Annotated in this window: 20 protein-coding genes; 12 read left to right on the forward strand and 8 right to left on the reverse strand. The window is 55.6% G+C overall.

Annotated elements, in window-relative coordinates; genetic code table 11:
* Nucleotides 1-43: 43 nt before the first annotated feature.
* Nucleotides 44-1,051 (forward strand): lytic transglycosylase domain-containing protein, encoded by a 1,008-nt coding sequence (locus ACQE3Y_RS19170; protein ID WP_426975178.1) that lies wholly within the window; start codon nucleotides 44-46, stop codon nucleotides 1,049-1,051.
* Between the two features lie 53 nt (nucleotides 1,052-1,104).
* Here ACQE3Y_RS19170 and ACQE3Y_RS19175 read toward each other — a convergent pair whose 3' ends face one another.
* Both ACQE3Y_RS19175 and ACQE3Y_RS19180 read right to left on the reverse strand, forming a co-directional pair.
* On the reverse strand, nucleotides 1,105-2,217 hold the full coding sequence (locus tag ACQE3Y_RS19175; RefSeq protein WP_426982302.1) for a hypothetical protein: 1,113 nt from the start codon (nucleotides 2,215-2,217) through the stop codon (nucleotides 1,105-1,107).
* Nucleotides 2,217-3,026 (reverse strand): hypothetical protein, encoded by an 810-nt coding sequence (locus ACQE3Y_RS19180; RefSeq protein WP_426975180.1) that lies wholly within the window; start codon nucleotides 3,024-3,026, stop codon nucleotides 2,217-2,219. Before ACQE3Y_RS19180 ends, ACQE3Y_RS19175 begins: the two co-directional genes overlap by 1 nt.
* Before the next feature lie 466 nt (nucleotides 3,027-3,492).
* On the opposite strand from ACQE3Y_RS19180, the gene ACQE3Y_RS19185 reads away from it, so the two are divergent.
* The 11 genes from ACQE3Y_RS19185 to ACQE3Y_RS19235 all read left to right on the forward strand — a co-directional run bounded on the left by ACQE3Y_RS19185 (nucleotide 3,493) and on the right by ACQE3Y_RS19235 (nucleotide 15,578).
* The gene (locus ACQE3Y_RS19185; protein WP_426975181.1) at nucleotides 3,493-4,485 is read left to right on the forward strand and encodes a sigma 54-interacting transcriptional regulator; all 993 of its coding nucleotides are present in this window, start codon (nucleotides 3,493-3,495) and stop codon (nucleotides 4,483-4,485) included.
* Between the two features lie 140 nt (nucleotides 4,486-4,625).
* The gene (locus ACQE3Y_RS19190; RefSeq protein WP_426975182.1) at nucleotides 4,626-4,865 is read left to right on the forward strand and encodes a hypothetical protein; all 240 of its coding nucleotides are present in this window, start codon (nucleotides 4,626-4,628) and stop codon (nucleotides 4,863-4,865) included.
* Nucleotides 4,866-4,932: 67 nt separating this feature from the next.
* On the forward strand, nucleotides 4,933-5,298 hold the full coding sequence (locus ACQE3Y_RS19195; protein ID WP_426975183.1) for an EscI/YscI/HrpB family type III secretion system inner rod protein: 366 nt from the start codon (nucleotides 4,933-4,935) through the stop codon (nucleotides 5,296-5,298).
* A 5-nt stretch (nucleotides 5,299-5,303) separates the two neighbouring features.
* Entirely contained in the window at nucleotides 5,304-6,080 is a 777-nt protein-coding gene (gene sctJ / locus ACQE3Y_RS19200; RefSeq protein ID WP_426975184.1) for a type III secretion system inner membrane ring lipoprotein SctJ, read from the forward strand.
* Nucleotides 6,077-6,625: a serine kinase gene (locus tag ACQE3Y_RS19205; RefSeq protein ID WP_426975185.1), complete on the forward strand. Its 549-nt coding sequence runs from the start codon at nucleotides 6,077-6,079 to the stop codon at nucleotides 6,623-6,625. The genes sctJ and ACQE3Y_RS19205 overlap by 4 nt, the downstream gene beginning before the upstream one ends.
* Entirely contained in the window at nucleotides 6,612-7,211 is a 600-nt protein-coding gene (sctL, locus tag ACQE3Y_RS19210; protein ID WP_426975186.1) for a type III secretion system stator protein SctL, read from the forward strand. Before ACQE3Y_RS19205 ends, sctL begins: the two co-directional genes overlap by 14 nt.
* Nucleotides 7,212-7,285: 74 nt before the next feature.
* The gene (locus ACQE3Y_RS19215; RefSeq protein WP_250651696.1) at nucleotides 7,286-7,513 is read left to right on the forward strand and encodes a type III secretion protein HrpF; all 228 of its coding nucleotides are present in this window, start codon (nucleotides 7,286-7,288) and stop codon (nucleotides 7,511-7,513) included.
* A gap of 80 nt (nucleotides 7,514-7,593) precedes the next feature.
* Nucleotides 7,594-9,648, forward strand: coding sequence for a type III secretion system outer membrane ring subunit SctC (sctC, locus tag ACQE3Y_RS19220; protein WP_426982303.1), 2,055 nt, complete (start codon nucleotides 7,594-7,596; stop codon nucleotides 9,646-9,648).
* A 15-nt stretch (nucleotides 9,649-9,663) separates the two neighbouring features.
* Nucleotides 9,664-9,864, forward strand: coding sequence for an HrpT family type III secretion system protein (hrpT, locus tag ACQE3Y_RS19225; protein WP_426975187.1), 201 nt, complete (start codon nucleotides 9,664-9,666; stop codon nucleotides 9,862-9,864).
* A gap of 21 nt (nucleotides 9,865-9,885) precedes the next feature.
* On the forward strand, nucleotides 9,886-15,135 hold the full coding sequence (locus ACQE3Y_RS19230) for an AvrE-family type 3 secretion system effector (protein ID WP_426982304.1): 5,250 nt from the start codon (nucleotides 9,886-9,888) through the stop codon (nucleotides 15,133-15,135).
* A gap of 11 nt (nucleotides 15,136-15,146) precedes the next feature.
* Nucleotides 15,147-15,578, forward strand: a complete 432-nt coding sequence (locus ACQE3Y_RS19235; RefSeq protein ID WP_426975189.1) for a type III secretion system chaperone — start codon at nucleotides 15,147-15,149, stop codon at nucleotides 15,576-15,578.
* A gap of 126 nt (nucleotides 15,579-15,704) precedes the next feature.
* Here ACQE3Y_RS19235 and tri1 read toward each other — a convergent pair whose 3' ends face one another.
* The 6 genes from tri1 to tssI form a co-directional block, all read right to left on the reverse strand.
* The gene (tri1, locus tag ACQE3Y_RS19240) at nucleotides 15,705-16,799 is read right to left on the reverse strand and encodes an ADP-ribosylarginine hydrolase Tri1 (protein ID WP_426982305.1); all 1,095 of its coding nucleotides are present in this window, start codon (nucleotides 16,797-16,799) and stop codon (nucleotides 15,705-15,707) included.
* Nucleotides 16,800-16,916: 117 nt separating this feature from the next.
* Nucleotides 16,917-17,180, reverse strand: coding sequence for a hypothetical protein (locus ACQE3Y_RS19245; protein ID WP_426982306.1), 264 nt, complete (start codon nucleotides 17,178-17,180; stop codon nucleotides 16,917-16,919).
* Nucleotides 17,181-17,355: 175 nt separating this feature from the next.
* Nucleotides 17,356-17,628, reverse strand: a complete 273-nt coding sequence (locus ACQE3Y_RS19250; RefSeq protein WP_426982307.1) for a hypothetical protein — start codon at nucleotides 17,626-17,628, stop codon at nucleotides 17,356-17,358.
* The gene (locus tag ACQE3Y_RS19255; protein WP_426982308.1) at nucleotides 17,621-18,892 is read right to left on the reverse strand and encodes a PAAR domain-containing protein; all 1,272 of its coding nucleotides are present in this window, start codon (nucleotides 18,890-18,892) and stop codon (nucleotides 17,621-17,623) included. The genes ACQE3Y_RS19250 and ACQE3Y_RS19255 overlap by 8 nt, the downstream gene beginning before the upstream one ends.
* Nucleotides 18,893-18,904: 12 nt before the next feature.
* Nucleotides 18,905-19,714 carry a DcrB-related protein gene (locus tag ACQE3Y_RS19260; protein WP_426982311.1) on the reverse strand — a complete coding sequence of 270 codons (810 nt, stop codon included), beginning with the start codon at nucleotides 19,712-19,714 and terminating at the stop codon, nucleotides 18,905-18,907.
* Nucleotides 19,695-20,500, reverse strand: an 806-nt coding sequence (gene tssI / locus ACQE3Y_RS19265; RefSeq protein WP_426982309.1) for a type VI secretion system tip protein TssI/VgrG, incomplete at its 5' end; no start/stop codon positions are given. The genes ACQE3Y_RS19260 and tssI, both read right to left, overlap by 20 nt.

The raw sequence follows: 20,500 nt of genomic DNA on the forward strand, positions 1-20,500 counted from the left end.
CGCCACTTAACAGACTGACCCCCTAAGCGATAAGGATGAACTAATGATCACACTACCTGGAGCGCTAAGCCCAACTCAAACCCTCACGCCGCCTGATCTGAACGGCCTGTCAGATAAACTGCCGTTAATGAACAATGGCGCTTTTTCGCCTTCCGGCGGCATGACCGCAATCGATTTTGGTCAAAGCGGCAATAGCGGCACCGACCTTAATGCGCTGTTTGGCCAGAATGGCGGCGCCACGCAAGAGGCGCTAAATAATGAAATTGCTCAGACGCTGACTCAGCTGATTAGCGCGCTGCTTAACTCGCTGATGCCGCTGTTACAGCAGCTCACCGGCCAGCAAAACCAGCAGCAGAGTGGGCAACCCACCTCCGGTGGTGCCGGTGGCGGCATGCCGCAAAAGCTGGCTACGGGCGGCAATCCAGCACAGCCTATCGACGGTAGCAGCGCCGGACAAAACGCCCCAGCGCCAGGCGGCAATATAGCCAGCGCAGGTGGGCAGAACGGCTCGCCTGCCGGTACGGCAGCCACCAATGGCACTGGCCAGAGCGTGACACAATCAGGCGCCAGCGGGCTGCATCTGCCCGATGCGCTGAAGCCGTATGAAGGCGCGATACAGAATGCCGCAGCGAAAACCGGCGTGCCGGGCGAGGTACTGGCGGCGCAAATCTGGCAGGAGTCACGTGGCAGCCTGGGCGCCAGCACCGTTAACGGCGGCAACGGGTTACAGGACAGCGGCCTGATGCAGGTCAACAGCAATACCTTTGCCGACCTGCAGCGCAAAAATCCCGACCTGTTAGGGCCGAACGCTAACGCCAATAACCCAACGGATAACATCATGGCGGGCGCGCTCTATATGAAAGAGCAGCTCAACGCCTTTGACGGCAATATGGGCGCGGCGCTGCGGGCATATAATTCCGGTCCGCTTAACGTTAACGTGGATAATTTAAGTGATATCTCGAAAACCGGCACCGGCGACGCCACCTACGTCGATAAGGTCATGAACTTCTCCTCGATTATCAGTAGCGGCCAGGGCCAGCTGCCAGCCTGATAAAAAAAGTCCCTGCACATCGGGTGCAGGGACTTAAAACTGAGGTCCATTGCTCAGGAAAAAGGCGGTGGATCTTTTTTATTCTTATTAACATTTTCTAACACGATAGAAATGGTATCAGTCGCAGCGGTCACTGCCCAACCCACCGGACCACGCGCCGCGCTCATCGCCCCTTCCGCCAGACCTTTCAGCCCGCCAGTAAAGACCTCGCCCAGGGTTCGCGCCTCGCCGATATTGTTAAATACCGGTGCCAGCACTGATTTCAGAATCGGGATATTGGACAGCACGCGTCCAATCTCGCCCATTCCCCACTGGAAGTTATCTTTATTGGTGCCATCCTTACGCACGTGTGTATCCTTGGTCTGCGGCAGATTGCCATCGGCTGGCAGCGCGCTCAGTCCTTTTTCCGCAATATCCTTCAGCACACCTGCCTCGGTTCCGTGACGGGCATCGCCATCTTTGGTGATCCCTTCGATTTTGCCGTTGGTATGCACATCGCCGCGATCGCCGCCTTCACGATCTTTCAGCCCTTTGACGCTATTCAACACGCAGGCCATGTTATAAGCCGCATCCGCCCGGCTTTTGGGATCCGGGTTATCAGCGGTCCAGTCGCCGAAACGCTCCTTCAGCTGATCGCGTTTGATGTCTTTCTGATTACCCAAATTTTTCAGCACCGGGTTCTCATCCAGAATCTGCTCTGCGCTGCGGTTATCACCAGGCGGACGGCCAGTCAGGTTCTCCTCCGTTGGCCTGACGCTGATGTCATGCTCGCTGGCGCGCACCTGTCCTGTGCCTGCACCGCCCTGCGTCAATAGCGGTGAGGATGCCTGCAGCTCGTCGCCGGTCGCGCCGTTCTGAGCAGTTTGCTCTGCCTGCTGGCTTCCCGCCGACGAGAACAGCGTTTGCAACAGCGCCTGCAGGCCGATAAACATCATCAACCCTTGCAGCATCCCGCCGCTTTGCTGACCGCTGCCCGCCTGTAACGCGTCGCCGGACGCTTCACCCAGCAGCGGTGAATTAGCCGCCGCCCCGCCGTAGTTCAGCACGCCGCCGGTGCTTTTCAGCGTGCCGGGCTGTGCGCCTGCGTTTTCCGCGCCGCCAGGCTGCGGGCCGGGAAGTTCCGGTAAAAGGGGGACTGCTCCCCCTCCGTTAACGTTCAAGGCCATTATTTCACCCCGTTGTTAGATCCACCGCCCAACAGTGACATAATTGCGTTCAGTCCGGTCATTTGCAGCGCCGAGTTCAGCAGGTTACTCAGCATATTGCCGCCACCGGACTGCGCATTGGTCTGGCCGCCAGCAGACTGACCGCCTGACTGCGCGCCAGCGCTGTTACCGCCGCCCTGCTGCATGCCCATCAACTGCTGCATCATCTGCATCATCTGCTGCATCATCTGCTGTAGCTGCTGAATCATGCCGTTAACGCCGCCCTGATTACCCTGTGCCGCCGGGCTACCGCCGGACTGCGTGCCCGCCTGCTGCAATGGGTTTTGCCCGCTGTCGCCGCCTTTCAGCATCTGCTGCAAGCCAAGCAGCATCAGCAGCTGCTGTAGCATCTGCGCAATGCCGCCGCCTTTACCGGCAGAAGAAAGCAGGCCGCCGTTCTGGCCGCCCGACGGTTGAGCCGTCAGGTTTTGTCCGCCAGCCGCCCCTGTACCCCCCGTTGCGCCCGCGCCGCCCAGCGCGCCAGGACCCAGCAGGCTCAGCGCGCCCGAACCGGCGTTCAGGCCGAAATCAAGCATATTGCCGCCGAGCTTGCCGCCTTTGCCATTCTTGCCATCAATGCCCTGGCCGTTGGTATTCGTACCGTTAGGGCTGTTGGTACCGTTAGTCGTGCCGTTGGTGCTGTTGGCATTGGTATTCATTCGTGGCCCGTTTGGTCCGATGTCCTGACGTCCTGCGCCGGTTACATCTGGCGGCGGCATGGTTGTTCTGCCTGCGCCACCACCACCTAAGCCACCTAATTTAAATCCCATACATCCTCCGGTTAAACGTTACGTTTATGAATGAATCGAGCATCCCAGGCCGCCCTGCGCTTACGCCGTACTGACATTTGTAACGGTATGGCAGGCTCTGGCTCACTTTGTAAGTGGCAGGGCAGAGAAAGGAGTTCCATCAAGTGCAACGAGAGATGTGGCGTAGTCCACAGACATAAAAAATTCATCTGATACCCCTGATAGCAAAGGCATCGCCACAAGCGGCACGGCGAAAGGGATTGGCGGCACGCGGTAAGGAAATCCTTACAACGCTGTTGTAAATCCCTACCAACTTATCAGCACAGACTGATAGCTGCGGCAGAACGTTATGGCAGAAAGTAAGGAAACCGAATGCTTTTGTAATTTTTTATGAACGAAATGCCATAAAAAAAACTTCACGATTACGTAAGACCGTCGACATCCCCCTACACGCAGCAAAATTTTATGTCGAGTCACTGGAGACATTATGGTTAAAGCGATTACTACCAGCACGCGCTGCCCCGCGCATGAGAGTCGGCGCACCAGCCATGCTGAGATCTCCCCTCTGCACCCTGCAACGTTGACGACCTGTAGCTTTCCGTCGACAGATATTCATGCGCATCTGCACAAGCTGGTGGATACCATTGCGCCGCTTAATGTCGATGTGCTGCTGGAAGGCGAAACCGGCACCGGCAAAGATACGCTGGCGCGGCGAATTTATGAAAGCTCCGGCTGTCGCGGCCCGCTGGTGCCGGTAAACTGCGGCGCGATCCCGGAAACTCTGGCGGAAAGCGAGCTGTTTGGCGTTGTCTCCGGCGCGTATACCGGCGCCAGCCATTCGCGTCCGGGCTATATCGAGGCCGCTAATAACGGCATTCTGTTTTTGGATGAGATCGACAGTATGCCGCTTATCGTGCAGGCCAAGCTGTTGCGTATGCTTGAGTCGCGCGCAATTGAGCGCCTGGGCAGTACCCGCTGCATTCCGCTTACGCTGCGCGTGATTGCCGCCGCCCAAACGCCGCTGGAGCAGTTGGTGGCAGAAGGGCGCTTTCGCCGCGATCTCTATTTTCGTCTGAATACCATTACGCTGGTCACGCCCACCGTGCGTTCGCGTCCTGAACTCATTATCCCGCTGTTTCGTCAGTTCACGCAGGATGCCGCCCAGCGGCTAAATCAACCGCTGCCGCCGCGCCAGCCCGGCCTGGACGAAGCGCTGCTGCTGCACAGCTGGCCGGGTAATATTCGCGAATTAAAAGCGGCGGCGGAACGCTTTGTGCTGGGTCTGCCGGTGTTGTGTCAGCAGGCGATCCCGCAGGCGGAGCCCATTATGCTGAAGGAGCGGTTGCGACGTATTGAGCGCAGCCTGATTGATGAATGTCTGCATCGTCACGGCAACCGCATTGATGAGGTGGTGCATGAGCTGGGCATTCCACGCCGCACCCTTTATCACCGTCTGAAACAGCTAAAGCTCAGCGCCTGATCCCTGCCCGCCGTCAGCCGACGGCGGTGTTTGTTTCTGTGGAAAAAAATTCTGCCTCTTTATGGAACCCGCCCGGTGCGCTCGCCACTCAATGATCGAAACCATCGCAGTACACCTTAAACCTTAACGAGGAAACAACCATGGGTATGACATCAGGTATCTCTAACATGATCACCGGCGGCGCCAGTTCATTGAGCCAAATTTCAGGCGCGCTGGGCGGTGCTGATTTTATGATGGAAATGCAGGGCGTACAGAGAGAGATGCAGCAGAACCAGGTGGCAAAGGCCAAGCTGGATGCAGAAAACCAGCGCATCAACGGTATCGCCGACAGCGCAGCCCAGGCTGGTTCAGCCGCAGCCCAGGTGAAGATCTCCTACTAAGCCGCGCGGGCGGGGAGGAGAACGCCACGCTCCTCCCTCTCTTTCCTTTAGCCGAAGAGCCGAACCGATGAAAGTCAATAATACCTCCCCTTCGCTGACCACCTCCGTGACGTTAGAAGCGGACGATGCCTCCTCGGAGGTGAATAAGTCGGATGCGCAGTGGTTCAGCGCGGCGCTGAATGCGCCTGAATCCTCCACGCCGGCGGGCGGCGCGCCCGATATTATCAGCAGCCTGACCGGTGCTATCAGCCGCAACCAACAGGCGCAGCAGAGCGCATTTCGCGATCTGGAAGTGGCTTCGCGCTCTACCAGCTCGCTGGACTTTAGCGCCGCCAACGCCGCGCTGTCGGACTATTACGTGCAGAGCCTGATGAACGCCAAAATTATCTCCAAAGGCGTGCAGAGCCTGGATAAATTAACCAACCTACAGTAAACCCTATGCGACCTTTTCTGGTAAAAGCTCTGCTGGTCGGCTCGCTTGTGCTGCTGCTGAGCGGCTGCGGCGACGATACCGTGCTGAACAGCAATCTGGCTGAAAACGATGCCAACGATATTATTGCCGAACTGAACCGCTACCATATTCCCGCCAGCAAACGCGTGGATAAGGCAGGCGTCTCGGTGCTGGTGGCGCCGGAAAATATTGAGCGCTCGGTCAATATCCTTGAAGCTGCCGGGCTGCCGCGCAAGGCACGCACGAATCTTGGCGAGGTATTCCAGAAAAGCGGCGTGATCTCCAGCCCAATGGAGGAGCGGGCGCGCTATATCTATGCGCTGTCGCAGGAAGTGGAATCCACGCTGGCGCAGATCGACGGGGTGGTGGTGGCGCGCGTCCATGTGGTTCTGCCGGAACGCATTGCGCCCGGCGAGCCGGTGCAGCCCGCCTCCGCCTCGGTGTTTATCAAATATCATGAAACGCTCGATCCCGACAGCATCGAACCGCGCATCCGTCGGTTGGTCGCCACCAGCATTCCCGGTCTGGTCGGACGCGACGATCGCGATCTGGCAATCGTTTTTGTGCCGGCCAAAGTGTATGAGGATCGGGTTGAGACCGTGAAAATGGGGCCATTTACCCTCTCTCCCGGCCAGTTTTCGCTGGTAAAAGGCGTGCTGAGCGTGGCGGGGATCCTGCTGCTGCTGCTTGTGGGCGTGATGGCGCTGCGTTCTGGTAAAAAAGGCGCACGCACGGCGGTCGCCACGCCAGGGAAATCGTCATGAATCAGCAATGGCTGGCATGGTGGCACAGCGGCTACTGGCAGACGGCACATGAAAGCTGGCGTCAGGATAGCTGGTTTGCGCTGCCGGAAGCCCGCCGTCAGGCGCTGGCACGCATGCGTGCCGGGACGATCGGTGGTCAGTGGGGCGTGCAGCCCTCGCCTGTTGCGCCGCCGCAGTTGCTGCTGCTTAGCCTGCTGGCGCTCTCCGAACCACAAAAAATCCGGCTGCTGGCGTTAGTTGAGGCGATTTGCGGCGCAGAGACCGCACTAACCGGCGAAGAAAAAATCTGGTGTCGACGGCTGTCGCGGGGCATCCGCCCGGAAAGCTGGCTGCCGGAAGCCTTGCTTTCGCGCCCCATGGCACTGGCGCTATTACAGGCGCTTTATCCAGACTGCTGGACGCGCCTGCGCATGGCGTTTCCTCGCGAGGCGGCGCTTGCCTGTCCGGCCACGCCGCCCGACCTGCCTGCCCGACGGCTACAGCCGATCTGGGAAGCTGCGCTGTGGCGCTGCCAGTCCGGGGAGCATAACCATGTGGCAGCTTAGGCGGCTCAGCTGTTTCACGCCGCCGGAGCCGCAGCAGGCGTTGCTTAACCGTGAAGCGCTGGCGCTACAGCAGCAGGCGCAGCAAATACGCGTTGCGGCAGAGCAGGAAGCGCAAAGGCTGCTGGACGAAGCCCATCAGCAGGCGCAGCAGATCCAGCAACAGGCGCAGGCAGAGTCCGACGCGTTACTTGAAAAGCAGCAGGCGCATTTCTGGCAGCAGGCACAAATGCTGTTCGACGACTGGCACGAGCAGCGTGAAACGCAGCAGCAGCAGGTGGTGTCGTTAGCCAGCCAGCTGCTGGCACAGGCGCTGGCGCACTGCCTGGCGGAAGTGCCGTCGGAGCAACGGCTGCAGGCGCTGCTGACTCAACTGATGAATCGTTTGCCGCCAGAGACGCAGGCGACGCTGTACTGTGCCCCTTGCCGACAGGCTCCGCTGGCCGCCTGGCTGAGCGCGCGCCCCGCGCTGCGCTGGCAGCTGACGCCTGATGAAGGGCTGGAGATCGACGCGCTGCGGCTGGTGACCGCACAGGGGGAATTGCAGATCAGCTGGCAGGCGCTTTGCCAGTCGCTGAGCGGCGGATAATTTTTCAAGCCGCACGGAACCCAACGGCAAAAGGCACCACTCAAGGGAGAACCTTAAACCAGAGGAGTCAAATCATGCCTTCCGGAGATTTGCTGCAACGCCGCTTATCCACCCAGTCCAGCCGTACACATAACGAGACCTATCAGTTCGCCAAAGAGCTCTCTGGCCAGCCGTTCAGTCTTAGCGATATGTACGCCTTTCAGAACCAGCTGCTGGATATGTCTAACGCCAGCTGGGCCAGCTCGCAATATACCCAGTTTAAGTTCGGCATCCGCAAAGCGATTATTGATGCCATCAACTGATGCGCGTTAACTGACGGCAGCTACGGCTGCCGTTAACAGGCTTTCCCGTTTGGATGATTGTCAGAAGAAAGGAGTAAGGTGTGATCACCCTGCCCGCTGTGAAAAGGCTGCTGCGCTGGACAGCCGCCCTGCTATTGCTGTGCGCTGGCACCCTGCACGCCAGCACCCCGGAAGCCTGGAAAAATGGCGCTTACGCCTATTCGGCCGATAACACGCCGCTCAGCATTATCCTCGAAGATTTTACTAACAGCTTCGGCGTGGATATTAATCTCGGCACTTTACCCGACAGCAACGTCACTGGCCGCCTGCGCGCCGTCAGCCCGGAAGCGTTTCTTAACCGGCTGGCGCTGGAATATCGCTTTCAGTGGTTTGTTTATAACAACACGCTCTACGTCAGTCCGCTGACGGCACAAACCTCGCGTCGTCTGGAAATTTCGCCCGATGCCGCGCCCGATATCAAACAGGCGCTGAAAGGCGTCGGCCTGCTGGAGCCGCGCTTTGGCTGGGGTGAACTGCCCGACGAAGGGGTGGTGCTGGTCACCGGCCCGCCAGAGTATGTCAATCTGATCGCCGACTTCGCGAAAAAGTCAGATACGCCGAAAGAAGATAAAGAACCCAAAGAGATGATGGCGTTTCCGCTGAAATATGCCTCAGTTGCCGATCGTAATATCCGTTATCGCGACCAGACGCTTCTGGTGCCCGGCGTAGCGACCATGCTTAACGAGCTGCTGGGTCAAAGCAGCGGTGACAGCGCCAAAGGCATGAGCGGCGGTCAGGGCGGCGATGACGGCATGGAGCAGATGCGCATGGAGTCTCAGAGCATCCTTAACCAGCTGGTGGGACGCAACACGCATCAGGATCATGATTCCGGCGGCGGCCCGGCAAGCGTCATGGCCGGACGCGTTTCCGCCGACGTGCGCAACAACGCTCTGCTGGTGCGTGACGATCCGAAATACCGCAGCGCCTATCAGTCGCTGATCGCCACCATCGACGTGCCGCAAAAGCTGATCGAGATCGATGCGCTGATTGTGGATATCGACCGCAACGAACTGGCGCGCCTTTCCACCAGCTGGGCCGGTCAGTTCGGCAACGTCAGCGGCGGCTCAGCGCTGCTTTCCGGCCCCAGCACGCTGTTTGTCACCGACTTCCGTCGCTTCTTTGCCGATATTCAGGCGCTGGAAGGCGAAGGCACCGCCTCGATTATCGCCAATCCTTCTATCATGACGCTGGAAAACCAGCCGGCAGTGATCGATTTCAGCGATACCGCCTTTATCCGCGCCATTGGCGAACGGGTGGCGGATATTCAGGCAGTCACCGCCGGTACCAGCCTGCGCGTGACGCCGCGTGCCATCGGCAGCGCCAAATCATCGGTACAGCTGATTGTGGATATAGAGGATGGCAGGCTGGATAAAGATGATAATGGCGAAGCAGAAGGCACCAGCAACGGCGTGATCAGCACTCAGGCGCTGGTTCAGGAGCGGCGTTCGCTGGTGATGGGCGGTTTCCATACCAAACAGAGCGGCGATCGCGAGCGCCGCATTCCGATCCTCGGCAGCATTCCGTTGATCGGCAAGCTGTTTACCTCTACCCAACATGAAACGTCACAGCGCGAACGACTGTTTATTATCACGCCACATCTGGTGGGCGATCAGGTGGATCCTTCCCGCTATATCGCCGATGAAAACCGCAGCCAGCTGAATGATGCCATGGGCGACGTTAACCGCCGCCATAAATATACCGATATGAAGAGCCTGGTGGAAACGGCGCTGCGCGATCTGGCTGAAAACCGCCTGCCCACCGGCTTTTCTACCGGCGGCAGCGGCCAGACGCTGAGCGCGCTGTGCAGCCTGCCTGGCGGCCTGTTCAATGATTACCGCCGACACCAATGGTATCGCAGCAGTTCGGTGCAGATCACCGTTGGCGTGATCACCAATAACAGCAACGTCACCCAGCGCTTTGACGAAGCAACCTGCCGCAGCGATCGCACGCTGGCGGTGGCGGTCTGGCCGCGCTCACAGCTGCGTCCCGGCGAATCCGCTGAAGTTTACGTGGCGTTTGAACCAGGTGCCGTTGCCCGGCCAGGGCGCGTTTCGTTGCTCTCCGCCGCTACTACCGGCAGCCGTCTGACACCCTGAGGATCTAAAGTGAGAATGATGATCATGACTCTGCGCAAACTGCTTTTTACCGGCCTGCTCGGCCTGCTGCTTAGCGCCTGCGCGCCGAAAGCGCCGCCCGGCTGTCAGGATATGCGCTGTCGCCCGCAATCTGATCTGCAGCACCTGACCATCTGGTGGCAGCCGGAACTGCGCAACGGCCCTTACGATTACACCCAGGTGCAGGTTCACCCCTGAAAACATTAAGAGGAAAAACGCATGGCTTTGCCTCCCGTTATCGCCGGTGCCGCAGCCGTTGTACGCACCGCCAGTCCTGTCGGCGCGCGTGCGCAATCTGCTGTGACGCAGGGCGCGCCACGCGCCACCCAGCGCAGCAGCGGTAACCTGCTACAGGGCCGCGCCCATGCGCCCGTTTCCGCACAGCAGCAAGCGGGTGCCAGCTCTCTGCGTCGTCGGCATTCGCAGCCGGAAGCGCGCCGCGCTGGTGAGAATGGGGAAAACGGCCCGGCGTTGCAGCGGCGTCACTCCACCGGCGAAAAAGAGGCGCGGCCAACAGACAGCTGGCCGGTGAACAAGCCGCCTGCACGACGTCACTCGGTTGACGGTACGTCAGCGGAGCCTCCCAGGCCCGCCGCGCCCGCCCGCCGCCATTCGCTTGCGGCTACGCCGCCGTTGGCTGACAGACCGCCACAAAACAGCATTACGTCCGCCTCGCTGGCCGACTGGAGCAGCAATATGTTGCAGCTTATCGACAGGGTGTCGGAGCGCCATGCCAGCGCGCTAAGCGCTGCCGAAACAACCAGCCTGGCGACGAAGCAGGCGCAGATCAAGCGTCTGGAGCAAAACGCCGCTGAACTTGAACCGCCTGATGAAGCAGCAGACCCGCCCTCTCCGCCAGCCGCGCCGGGCGCGCAATTAACCCGCCTGACGGTTAACGCAGGCCGCCTTAACATTAACGCCTCATCCTCTCTGCAGCCGCTGCTGGAGCAGACGCTGGGAAAAGCCGATCAGCGCTATCGCTGGCATCAGAGCAGCGGCGAACATCATCATGTTCTGCTCGATCATAGCGGACGCCTGCTTAACGTACAGGATTCGCCGCTGGCCTTTACCGCCGTAGCGCACAGCAAGCCTGTCAGGCCAGAGCAACAGCCACGGCTGGATAGCGCTAATCAGCGTGTCGCCCTGCACCATAACAACACACAGCAACAGCGCCCGCTGCCTGACGCGGCGGTACACTCCATGCTTACCGGCATCTATAGCCACCAGCGCGAAGAGGGCACACAGAGCGAGCATCTGCGGCTGCATGAAAACCGTCTGTACCGCTTTGATACAGGCCATCAACGCTGGGAACCAACCCACAAAGATCATGAGAAAACCTTCGATAAGCTCAGCCGCCAGGGCAACAATCAGCTGTATGCCATTCAGGGCGACAAACGTCTGCACAACCTGAGCCAGCAGCAAAAAAGCCTGATGTTTAGCGATAAGATCGCCGCTTTTAGCGCCGGTGCACAAGGCGAACTGGCGGTAGTGCTGAAAGATAAAGAGACGCATGAGCAACAGCTGCAGCTGATGAACGGCATCAACGCGCCTGACTGGCAAAGCCCGACGCTAAAGATGAAGCAGAGCGTTAACGGTCAGCCGGGCGACTTCCAGCTCAACAGCATCGCGCTGCATAACAACCAAATCCTCGCCGTGGATCCCAACGGCAGGCTCTTTAGCGCAGCCCGTCCCGACAAAGGGGCCCGTGAAATTAACTTTGCCGACGATAGCCGCAACCAGGCGATTCTCGCTGCGTTCGGCGAAGGTGCGCAGATCACTGCGCTGCACAGCAACGGTCAGGGGCAATTACATGCGGTGGTAAAAGACCGGCTGGATAATGAACACAGCTGTGAGCTGGATGATCAGGGCATCACGCCAGGCTGGAACCTTAGCGAAAGCATGGTAATGGACTACCAAAAAGGGCTGCGCCGCAAAGAGCCGTTGCCGCATGCCGTTGTTGATGCCGGGCGTCTCGGCAAACTGGCGCTGATGAATGGCAAAGTCCATTTTTACGATACGGTTTCGCAACGCTGGGAAGCGACCTCCGAAAAAGCCGATCGCCTTATTCGTGGCAATGACGGACTGCCGTTAAAAGTTGAGGGCGGCGAAGTCAAACCGCTGAAGGTCAACCAGGCGGGCAACAAAACCTCACACCACAACAATCTGTTTCAGCTCACCCAGGTGAAAAACAGCGTTAAAGCGGATCTCGCGCTGCACGGCCTCGGCAAAGAGAGTAAAACGCAGACCATCTCCTCGCTGGGTAATGGTCGACTGCTGGCGCTGGATGAGAGCGGCGAGATACGCCTGCATCAGATCTCCTCTGGTTTGCGCCGCGATCGGCAGCCACCGCATACCATCACTAAAGCAGGCTTGTCCTCCACTGAGGGATTAACGGGCGAATCAGCAAAGCAGGCGCAGCTTAAAGATATGGCGGTGAATGAACATAACAAACTCTTTGGCCTGACCAGCGGCGGCGCGCTGTTTATGCTGGATGACAAAGCCTGGCAGGGCAACAATGGCGACGGATGGCAGCCGGTTACCCACCTGCCCCCGGGCCTCGGCACGCTTGCCAGCCTGCATACCGACGGGCAGGGTCGCCTGATGGTCGCGGACAGCGAGGGAAAATCCGCGCGGCTGGAGGCGGGTAACTGGGAGAGGATTGAGCCCCGGCAGGCGCTGAACGCATATGAAAACAACACCTCAGCCGCAACCTTTGACCGGCTGGACAGCGCGGGAAAATCAGGACGCATTCCCGGCACCAACGTTACCTATAAACGTGAGATCGATATCTTCGGCCACAGCGGCTACGACACCGCTAAGGTAAACAGCCCGTTTAAAAAACGCATGGAGGCGTTTGTGCTGCGCACCTCCGGCGGCGGCTGGCCGCGTCCGTTGAAAAACCTGGGGAATGAATTCAAACACCGCCTGCAGGGACGTGAAGGGCTGAGCCCGCTTTATGCGGCGCAAAATCATATCGCCATGGAGATCACCGCTCAGCATAGCTCAATTACGCAGCGTAATCCGTCGCTGGAGCAACGCCTGAGCCGGTTGAATATTAAAAACAGCGATCCCAGGCTGCATCAGGAGATCAATGACTTTGCCGAAGAGCTGGGCCACAGCCTGATGCTGCAAAGCCGGATGGTTGGGCAGCACTACGGCGTGCTGGATGATAAAAACCAGCTGAATACCAATCCGAAAAAGTTAAAAAACACCCATCACGGCCACTTTAATTCGGCGAGCAACCGCGATCCTAAAATGGTTCGCACGCTGCATCAGCTGATCAATAACAATCCCTCCGCCCATACGGCCTCTGCCCTGCAGGTGATTAACGGCATGCGCGCCAACAACCTGACGCTCGATCATTTAAAGCACAATACCGATAAGCCGGCGCGTGACAGCCATGACGAGCTGGGGCTGGTGAAGTCACGTCTGTTTCTGGATGCCATGACCCAGCAGCGGCTGCACAACGCGTTGAGTATCTATCAGCGCAGCCTGCATCTGGGAGACGACCCGGGCACCGCGCGCGCGGATCTTCAGAAGCGCATCCACGAGCTGCGCGATCAAAGCTGGGGGGGCAATCCGGTGAAGAAGCTGACCGATCAGGGCTTCGCCAATACGCATCAGGTGGAAGCGAACTATGACGCCATCAAGAAGATGACCAATGCGTTTGCCAAAGAGCATCACGGCCTGAATTTAACCTCGCGCACCGTGTTTAACGCTGGCAGCCAGCCACAGCTGGTAGAGAACCTGGCGAATGAGCTGAAGTCGTTAAACAACGGCGAAAGCCTGACCTTTAACAACAACTATGGCGCCTTCGCCTCCAGCGCCGTGCTGCCGGGCGGTCAGGTTCTGAACGTTGTCGGCGGGCGCGCCAATGCCGATCGCGGCTACAACCTTGCCTTTACCCGCGGCGAAGACGGGCTAACGGTTACCGTCGGCCGCAACGGCGCAGGCGGCATTACGCCCTTTACCGCCATCGGCCGTAATATGCTTACTGGTCACGTCAATCCCGATGATGTGAAATTTGGCAAAAACGGCGAGCATTCCGCCCTGCCGGTCGTGAGACTGGGCGCGGCGGCCTCGCTGAATTTGCAGCGTCAGGCGCAAAACAGCATTACCTTTAGCCTGGCCGACAACGAGCTGAGCGATTTCCTGAACCGCCTGGCCAGCGACCAGCTCGATCCGCTGGAGCTGCTGGACAGAGGCAACGAGCATAAAGTGAAAAACGGCTCTACCTGGACTGCCAGCCTGGATACCAGCGCCGTTGCGCAGGCCAGCGTTGGGCTGCCGGTAACCAATAAAAACGAGAAGTCGCACGTTACCGCGGCACGCTTTGGCGGCGGCTTAGCGGCTAACCTTAACATTGCGGCTGCCTCGCGCGAGCGCAACAATAACGGTAACGCCAGCACCAATAAACATACCAGCAGCGATAACCGTGTACGTTTCTTTAACCAGGGCGCGGCGGAAGCGCGTTTTATGTCGCCGAGCGGAGTAGTGAACCAAACCTCCCAGGGGCGGCAACCGATTATGGCGACCACCGGCGCTGGCGTGCGCTTCAGCTTTGATAATCGTACCAAACAGGCATTAAGCCTGGAGCTGACCCAGCCGCATCGCCTTGCCGGGACGCACCTTGACAAGGTAACGGAAAGTCTGAGTAAAGCCTTTACCGATCGCGCCACCGCGCAGTTAATGGAATCGCTTAAGGATCCCGCCGCGAACAGTGGTAAAACGGCGAAAACCCCGAATGAAAAACTCGATGCGCTGCTGGCTCATTTTGGTCAGCATGAAGCGCAGGGCAAGGTCATCAGTAACGCTCAGTACGCCGCCATCCGCGAGCTGGTAAAACTGCGCCAGCAGCGGGAAGCGCTGAATCTACAGGTTCCGCTGCCGGGCGGGGCGGAGACCCAGTCCACTTATAACAACCTCGCCAAAATAGAGAGCAACGGGCTGCTGCACTGGCTTGGCGAGATGCTGAACCATGAGACGGAGTCGAATCATGAGTTGAGCAACGCCAACCGCATCCACGGCATGATGCAGCAGGATGCGCATTTAAGCGGGCTGATTAAACAGATGCAGCTTTCTCCTGATACCCAGGCGGTAGTGACGCTGGAGCCGAAAGATGACATCAAGGAGCAGCTTAATACAGACTGGCTGGCCGGACGCATCAGCCGCGACGAGCTGGAAACGCGTCTGAAAACGCGCAGCAATATGCGCATCAAATCAATCGCCTTTACCGAAAGCAAGAGCAAAAGCGACGGCGTCACTACGCCGCAGTTTTTACTGGGCGGCGGCAGCAACGTTTCTATCGCCAAAAGCCGCAACCTTGGCAAAATCAGCTTCAGCTACGGTCGCGATCAGCAAAGCCCGCTTGCTTATACGCTGGAAGGCGGGCTGGCTAAACGCAGCACTGAACAGCTTGCGCAGCCGTTGCAGGCCGCACAGCAGAACGGTCGGGTTCTTAAAAGTTAACGGAGTGGATAATGGATAGTCACTATTTGCAGCGCCTGCTGGAACAGTATGGCCGCACATTGAATACCGAACTGACGCTGGATAACGGCGTTTGCGTTTTGCTGGATGCGCAACAGCAGGAACTGGTCACTATTGAGGCACCGCCGGGCGAGAATCTGCTGCTGCACTGTGAAATTATGCCGCCGCAGCAAATGACTGACGACCCGGCGCTATGGCGCGCGCTGCTGGCAATGAATTTTGAGATGGATGCGATGCGCGGCTGCTGGCTGGCGCTGGATCCAGAAGTTGCGTTGCGGCTCTGTAGCCAGCAGCCGCTGGAACATCTGGACGCGCCGCGCTTTACCCAACTGGTCAATAATTTTATCGATCAGGGACGTCAGGTGCGCGAGTTTATGCCCACGCTGCTGACGCGACTGGCCGAGACGGCGGAGGCTTCAGCTTAAGTTAAAAAGCAGAAGCCAACGTGCCTTTGTATCAGGCAATAAGGGCACATTTAGCATCGCGATATTGACCAGATTCACTGCAGATTAGGGGAACAGGCCATAAGGTGATAAAAAAAAGGCATGATTTTATGCCGTTTCTTCAGGTGCCTGCCTGAACAGTGCTTCCGCCATGGAAGCAATTCTTTTTTCCTGAACCAGCCTGTCGCGCCATTCCTGCGGTATGCCTGAGTAACCATACAGCGCGCCGGCAATCTGACCTGCCGTGGCGGCCACGCTGTCGGCGTCATCGCCCAGGTTAGCGGCCAGAAGAATCGCGTCGCGGAAGTTATCCGTGTTCCATACCGCCCACATCGCCGCTTCAAGCGTGTCGATAACGTAGCCGCTCGAACGAATTTGATCGCGTGTTTTCTGCTTGTACTCGCCTGCGTTGATGATCATTACACGCAATGCTGATGATAGTACGTGAGGTGAGAAGGCATCTTCTTTATTGTACCCGTTCAAAAGATAATGCAGAACTGCGCCTAAAAATTGACAGCTACTGATTGATTCAACGGCACCGTGCGTTGCCAGACTCTGGCTTTTTGAATCATTCCACATTTGCAGGAAAGATTTTCTTCTGAAAATAGCAACTGGAGCATGACGAATAACACCTGCATTTCCAGCGGTTTCTTCAGATGTGTTACCAAACCATCCTTCCCCATTTTTTAAATATTCATCAAGTGCGAAACGTGTAGTATTTCCTATATCGAAACACCGTCCATTAGAACTATTTTCACCATAATGATACCAGCGCACTAATTTTTTTCTAAACAAATCAACGTCCATTGTTCCGGCTTCCAGATAAGTTTCAGCCAGACATAAAGCCATTGATGTGTCGTCAGTCCATTCGCCAGGTTTAAGATGAAAAGGCCCACCGCCAACCATATTTTCAACTTTTCCTTTATCTCTGGGAAGAAATTCCAGAGTTGTTCCAACAGCATCGCCAACAGCAAGCCCAACCAAAGCGCCCCTGGCTTTATCAAGAGCGACAGTATCGTCAACTCTTTGTAACTTGGTTTGGAGCCATTCAGGTTTTATAGGTTTATCTTCCCCTGCTGACTCACGGGCGATGGGAGTATACTCCAAACGTTGCTGTAACCCGCGGGATGCTACAGGCATAAGGTGCTGATATTTTTGAATATAAATAGAAATTTTAAATTCTGATTCTCGTAAATCGATCATCACCTTTCCTCATAATCACGCGTGTACTTTCCGGCAGGTAATGATGATACCTGTTTGCATAGCGATTAATTATTGCGTCATTTACATATAATTCGATAAATCCTGCCTTTTTGCATATCAATTTAAATTATCAAACTGATCCTTGGTTAACTCTTTATCTTTATAGTCGCTGTAACCCTCCCTTATTTTTTCAGAAAATTTCCTCACTTCATCCATATCTATGAATGAGTCAACTTCATTATTTTTCAATAAAAAGAACCTGGCAACATCAACTTTGTACTGACCTTCACTAAATATTACCTTTATAATATAATCACCATTACCACACACATATAAAGTAAAATCCCAAGAGTTAACCATGATTTGTTTTAAATCACTCATAATATCTCTCCTGTAGATATACCAGTAACAATATAAATCTGACCATCAATCATTCTTTCAACATGAACAACAGTCTCTAAATTTATCACAGGAATTAATTATCCATTTATATTTCATTCTTTTATTTGGCGCACTCTAAAAAGATGGATAAAATAAACATGCAATAATTACGTTATTATATAAGTTCTTTTTTAACAATTTCAACTTCTTCAACCTCCTTATCTTTATAATTTTCATAATTCTTACGTATATCTTCGGCAATTAATGAAAGTTTATCAAATTCGCGCCTCTCAATAAACTCACGAATATCTAATAAAAAATCTTTACTAACATCAAAATGCGAGTTACGATAAAAATTAGGAAACAGGACATTCATATAATAAACATCCTCTGATTTTATAATGCAAAAATCCCCTTTCCTTACAAAAATAAGTGTCCCGCTATTCATACACACCCCCTGTTTTAAAATCAAAAACTTCATAGTCTACGCCTTTTACCATATCTTTCGTTGAAATAACAGCCTCCCAATCCCCATTAGGTAACTTACCCCCAGGGAGCCATAAAGGCTCAGTATCTCTTGCTCCAAACTCATTACCAGAGGGAATCTTAGGCTGGTAGTTTTCAGTCGGATAAAACTCAACACGTAACAGATTCCCATTTTCAAATTGCTCCGCTGGTATTCCAAGTCTGTTCGACATTAATTCAGAAATTCCACCCGACTCATTAATAATACTATCCATGCTCCTTTTTGAACTAACAAATTCAGAGGACCATTCATCTGGTTTACCCAAACCATATTTATCATAATCTTTTCTTGCAACCAGGCGTGATGCGCCACTCTCAAATTCCTTAGCGTGTTTATTTATATAGCTTTTGGGGAGATAGGTTTCTGGCAAAGGTTTAGTGCCTTTCGGCAACATTTGTATATTTTTGAAAGTTTCTTCCGATACAGGAACGCCATTGGTTTTGATCAAGCGATTTTGATGCCACGTATCGAACTTCATCCCGCCTTTGCCGCCCGCTGCTCCACCGGCCAGACTGCCTGCCAGCATCATCCATTTTTGGCCGTCGCTCCCTTCGCCAAACAGTTCTCCGCCAAGATAACTGCCGGCATAGCCGCCCCCCATGCCGCCAAGGGTGCCCAGCACTGCTATGGCAGGCGAAGCCAGCACCGCCAGCGCAGCGCCGCCAATGCCCAACATCGCCCAGTTGATCCAGTCCGGTATTTCCGGACTGATTTCATCCGTCTGGATCATACCGCCGCCGATAAATACGTCAGGCGATCCGGAAAAGATCTCAGCGCTGCAGGTTAAGCGATCGCCGATACGGGCTGCGGGATAACTGTTGATAAAGACTTTTATTGACCCTTCGGCAACCCGCTGCGGACTGCCGCTATGCTCATCGCATGCACCTGTAGACAGATGGGCACGGATAGCAGGGCGGTTGTTAATGTAAACATCAGATGAGCCGGAAGCCAGCTGACCGGTGACATGGCGGGGCGCCCAGGACATGCTTCCCAGCAGTTCGCCCAGGCCTCCTCCGGTACAGGCACCGGCTGCAACGGCCGACACGGCAACCAGAGCCGCACCACCGGTTACTGCAATCGCCGCGGCAGCCACTAACGCACCGCCAATCGCACCGGCAATCAGCCATCCTTCAGACGCTGTATGGGCTATTTCATCCTGTTCCCGCGCAGCATTAAATTCAGACACAGAATCCTCTTCTTATTTATCTGAAATAAATTTGTTTATTTTATCAACGCTATTCAGGGCCTCTGGCCCGCTGACAGAACGGCAAACGGGTAACAGGGATGAGAGAGGCTGGAAATCTTCTGGCGAGGACGTCCAGAGCCCATAACGAACCGGATCGCTGTCCGCTACCGCCGCAATATGAAGCGGGTGTCCGGCAGAAGAATAAAACAGATACTGCCCGTTTAATGCACGTTGTAAATTGACATGCTGATAAAGTGCATGAAGGCCTTCAAAAACGCTAAGCTGGCGAAGATCGGTATCAATAACGAAAAAAACATCCTGCGCATTGGCCGGAACAACTTCACTAATAAAGTTGCTGTTGCCATAACGATGAAATTTAATGCTTTTCAGAATCTCAGCATATTGCTTTTGATAATATTCATTAAAACTGTCAGGGCAAGAGCCAATATAACTGACCATCTTTTTCCCTGCTGGCCTGTCATCCAGCAGAACGATGGTCTGCTTCTGCCACACCCGCGCATTATTGCTTTCAAAATGACAGAATATTTCAGCGGCAGGCATGCCATCAATCACAGTCATGGAAGAAGAAACCAGACTGAACTTCTGAACGGTAAGCTCCAGTTCTTTTATCAGGCGGGCAGCGACAGACTGAACTTTATCATCAAATTTTGCTGTTCCGCGTGATACCACGAAGCTGAAATCGCTGGCACTGTTTTCACTCAGAACAAAAAGATTGATTGTTCTGTCTTTATAAATATCAGGGATTTCCAGAGTGGCTTCCTGCAACGTGCAAATCGTCATACTATTTTTCCTGGCTGGCATTAATAACAAACAAACTGTCCAGATCTGCTTTGATTTTTTCCTGATGACCATTCTCTGGTGCAATCGTTGCGGCTGCGCCCCCTGCAGGATTAAGATGTAATTCACCGCCCGTAGTATTAATCTGGCCGCCTTTTTCCACGGTGAAATTAAAATTAACGCCCTTAATATTTACGTTACCGTCTGAAGTCAGTTCAATAACGCTTTTACCACACTCCAGGCGAATCGCCTCTCCCGAACCTATGGTAAAAAGCTCGACGGCATTAACCGTGCGCGTTTTACCCGTTAAGGAAACGCTGTGACCTTTAACGCCTGTTACCTGATCCTGAACAATGCGCTGTTTCTCATTTTCACCAACAAACCGGGTATTATTCTTTTCAACCACCATGCTGGCATCGTTCTTGACGTTCACGTCCATATTGCGCTCGGCCTGGATCCACACCTGCTCCTCGCCCGCCCGGTCCTCAAAGCGCAGCACGTTGGCGTTGTCCGGCGTTCCGTCCTTTGAACGGCTCATGAACCCCATCTGCGTCGCCGCCCCCGGCAGCGACCACGGCGGCATGCTCGCCGCGTTGTACACCCGGCCCGTCACTATCGGACGGTCCGGGTCACCGTTGATGAAGTCCACCACCACCTCGTCGTTCACCCGCGGTATCTGCACCCCGCCGTAGCCCTGGCCCGCCCACGCGCTCGACACCCGCACCCAGCACGAGCTCGTCTCGTCTCCCTTCGACTCCCGGTCCCAGTGGAACTTCACCTTGATGCGCCCGTAGCGGTCGGTGTATATCG

The sequence above is a fragment of the Pantoea sp. FN0305 genome (assembly GCF_050113845.1).
GTDB lineage: Bacteria > Pseudomonadota > Gammaproteobacteria > Enterobacterales > Enterobacteriaceae > Mixta > Mixta alhagi.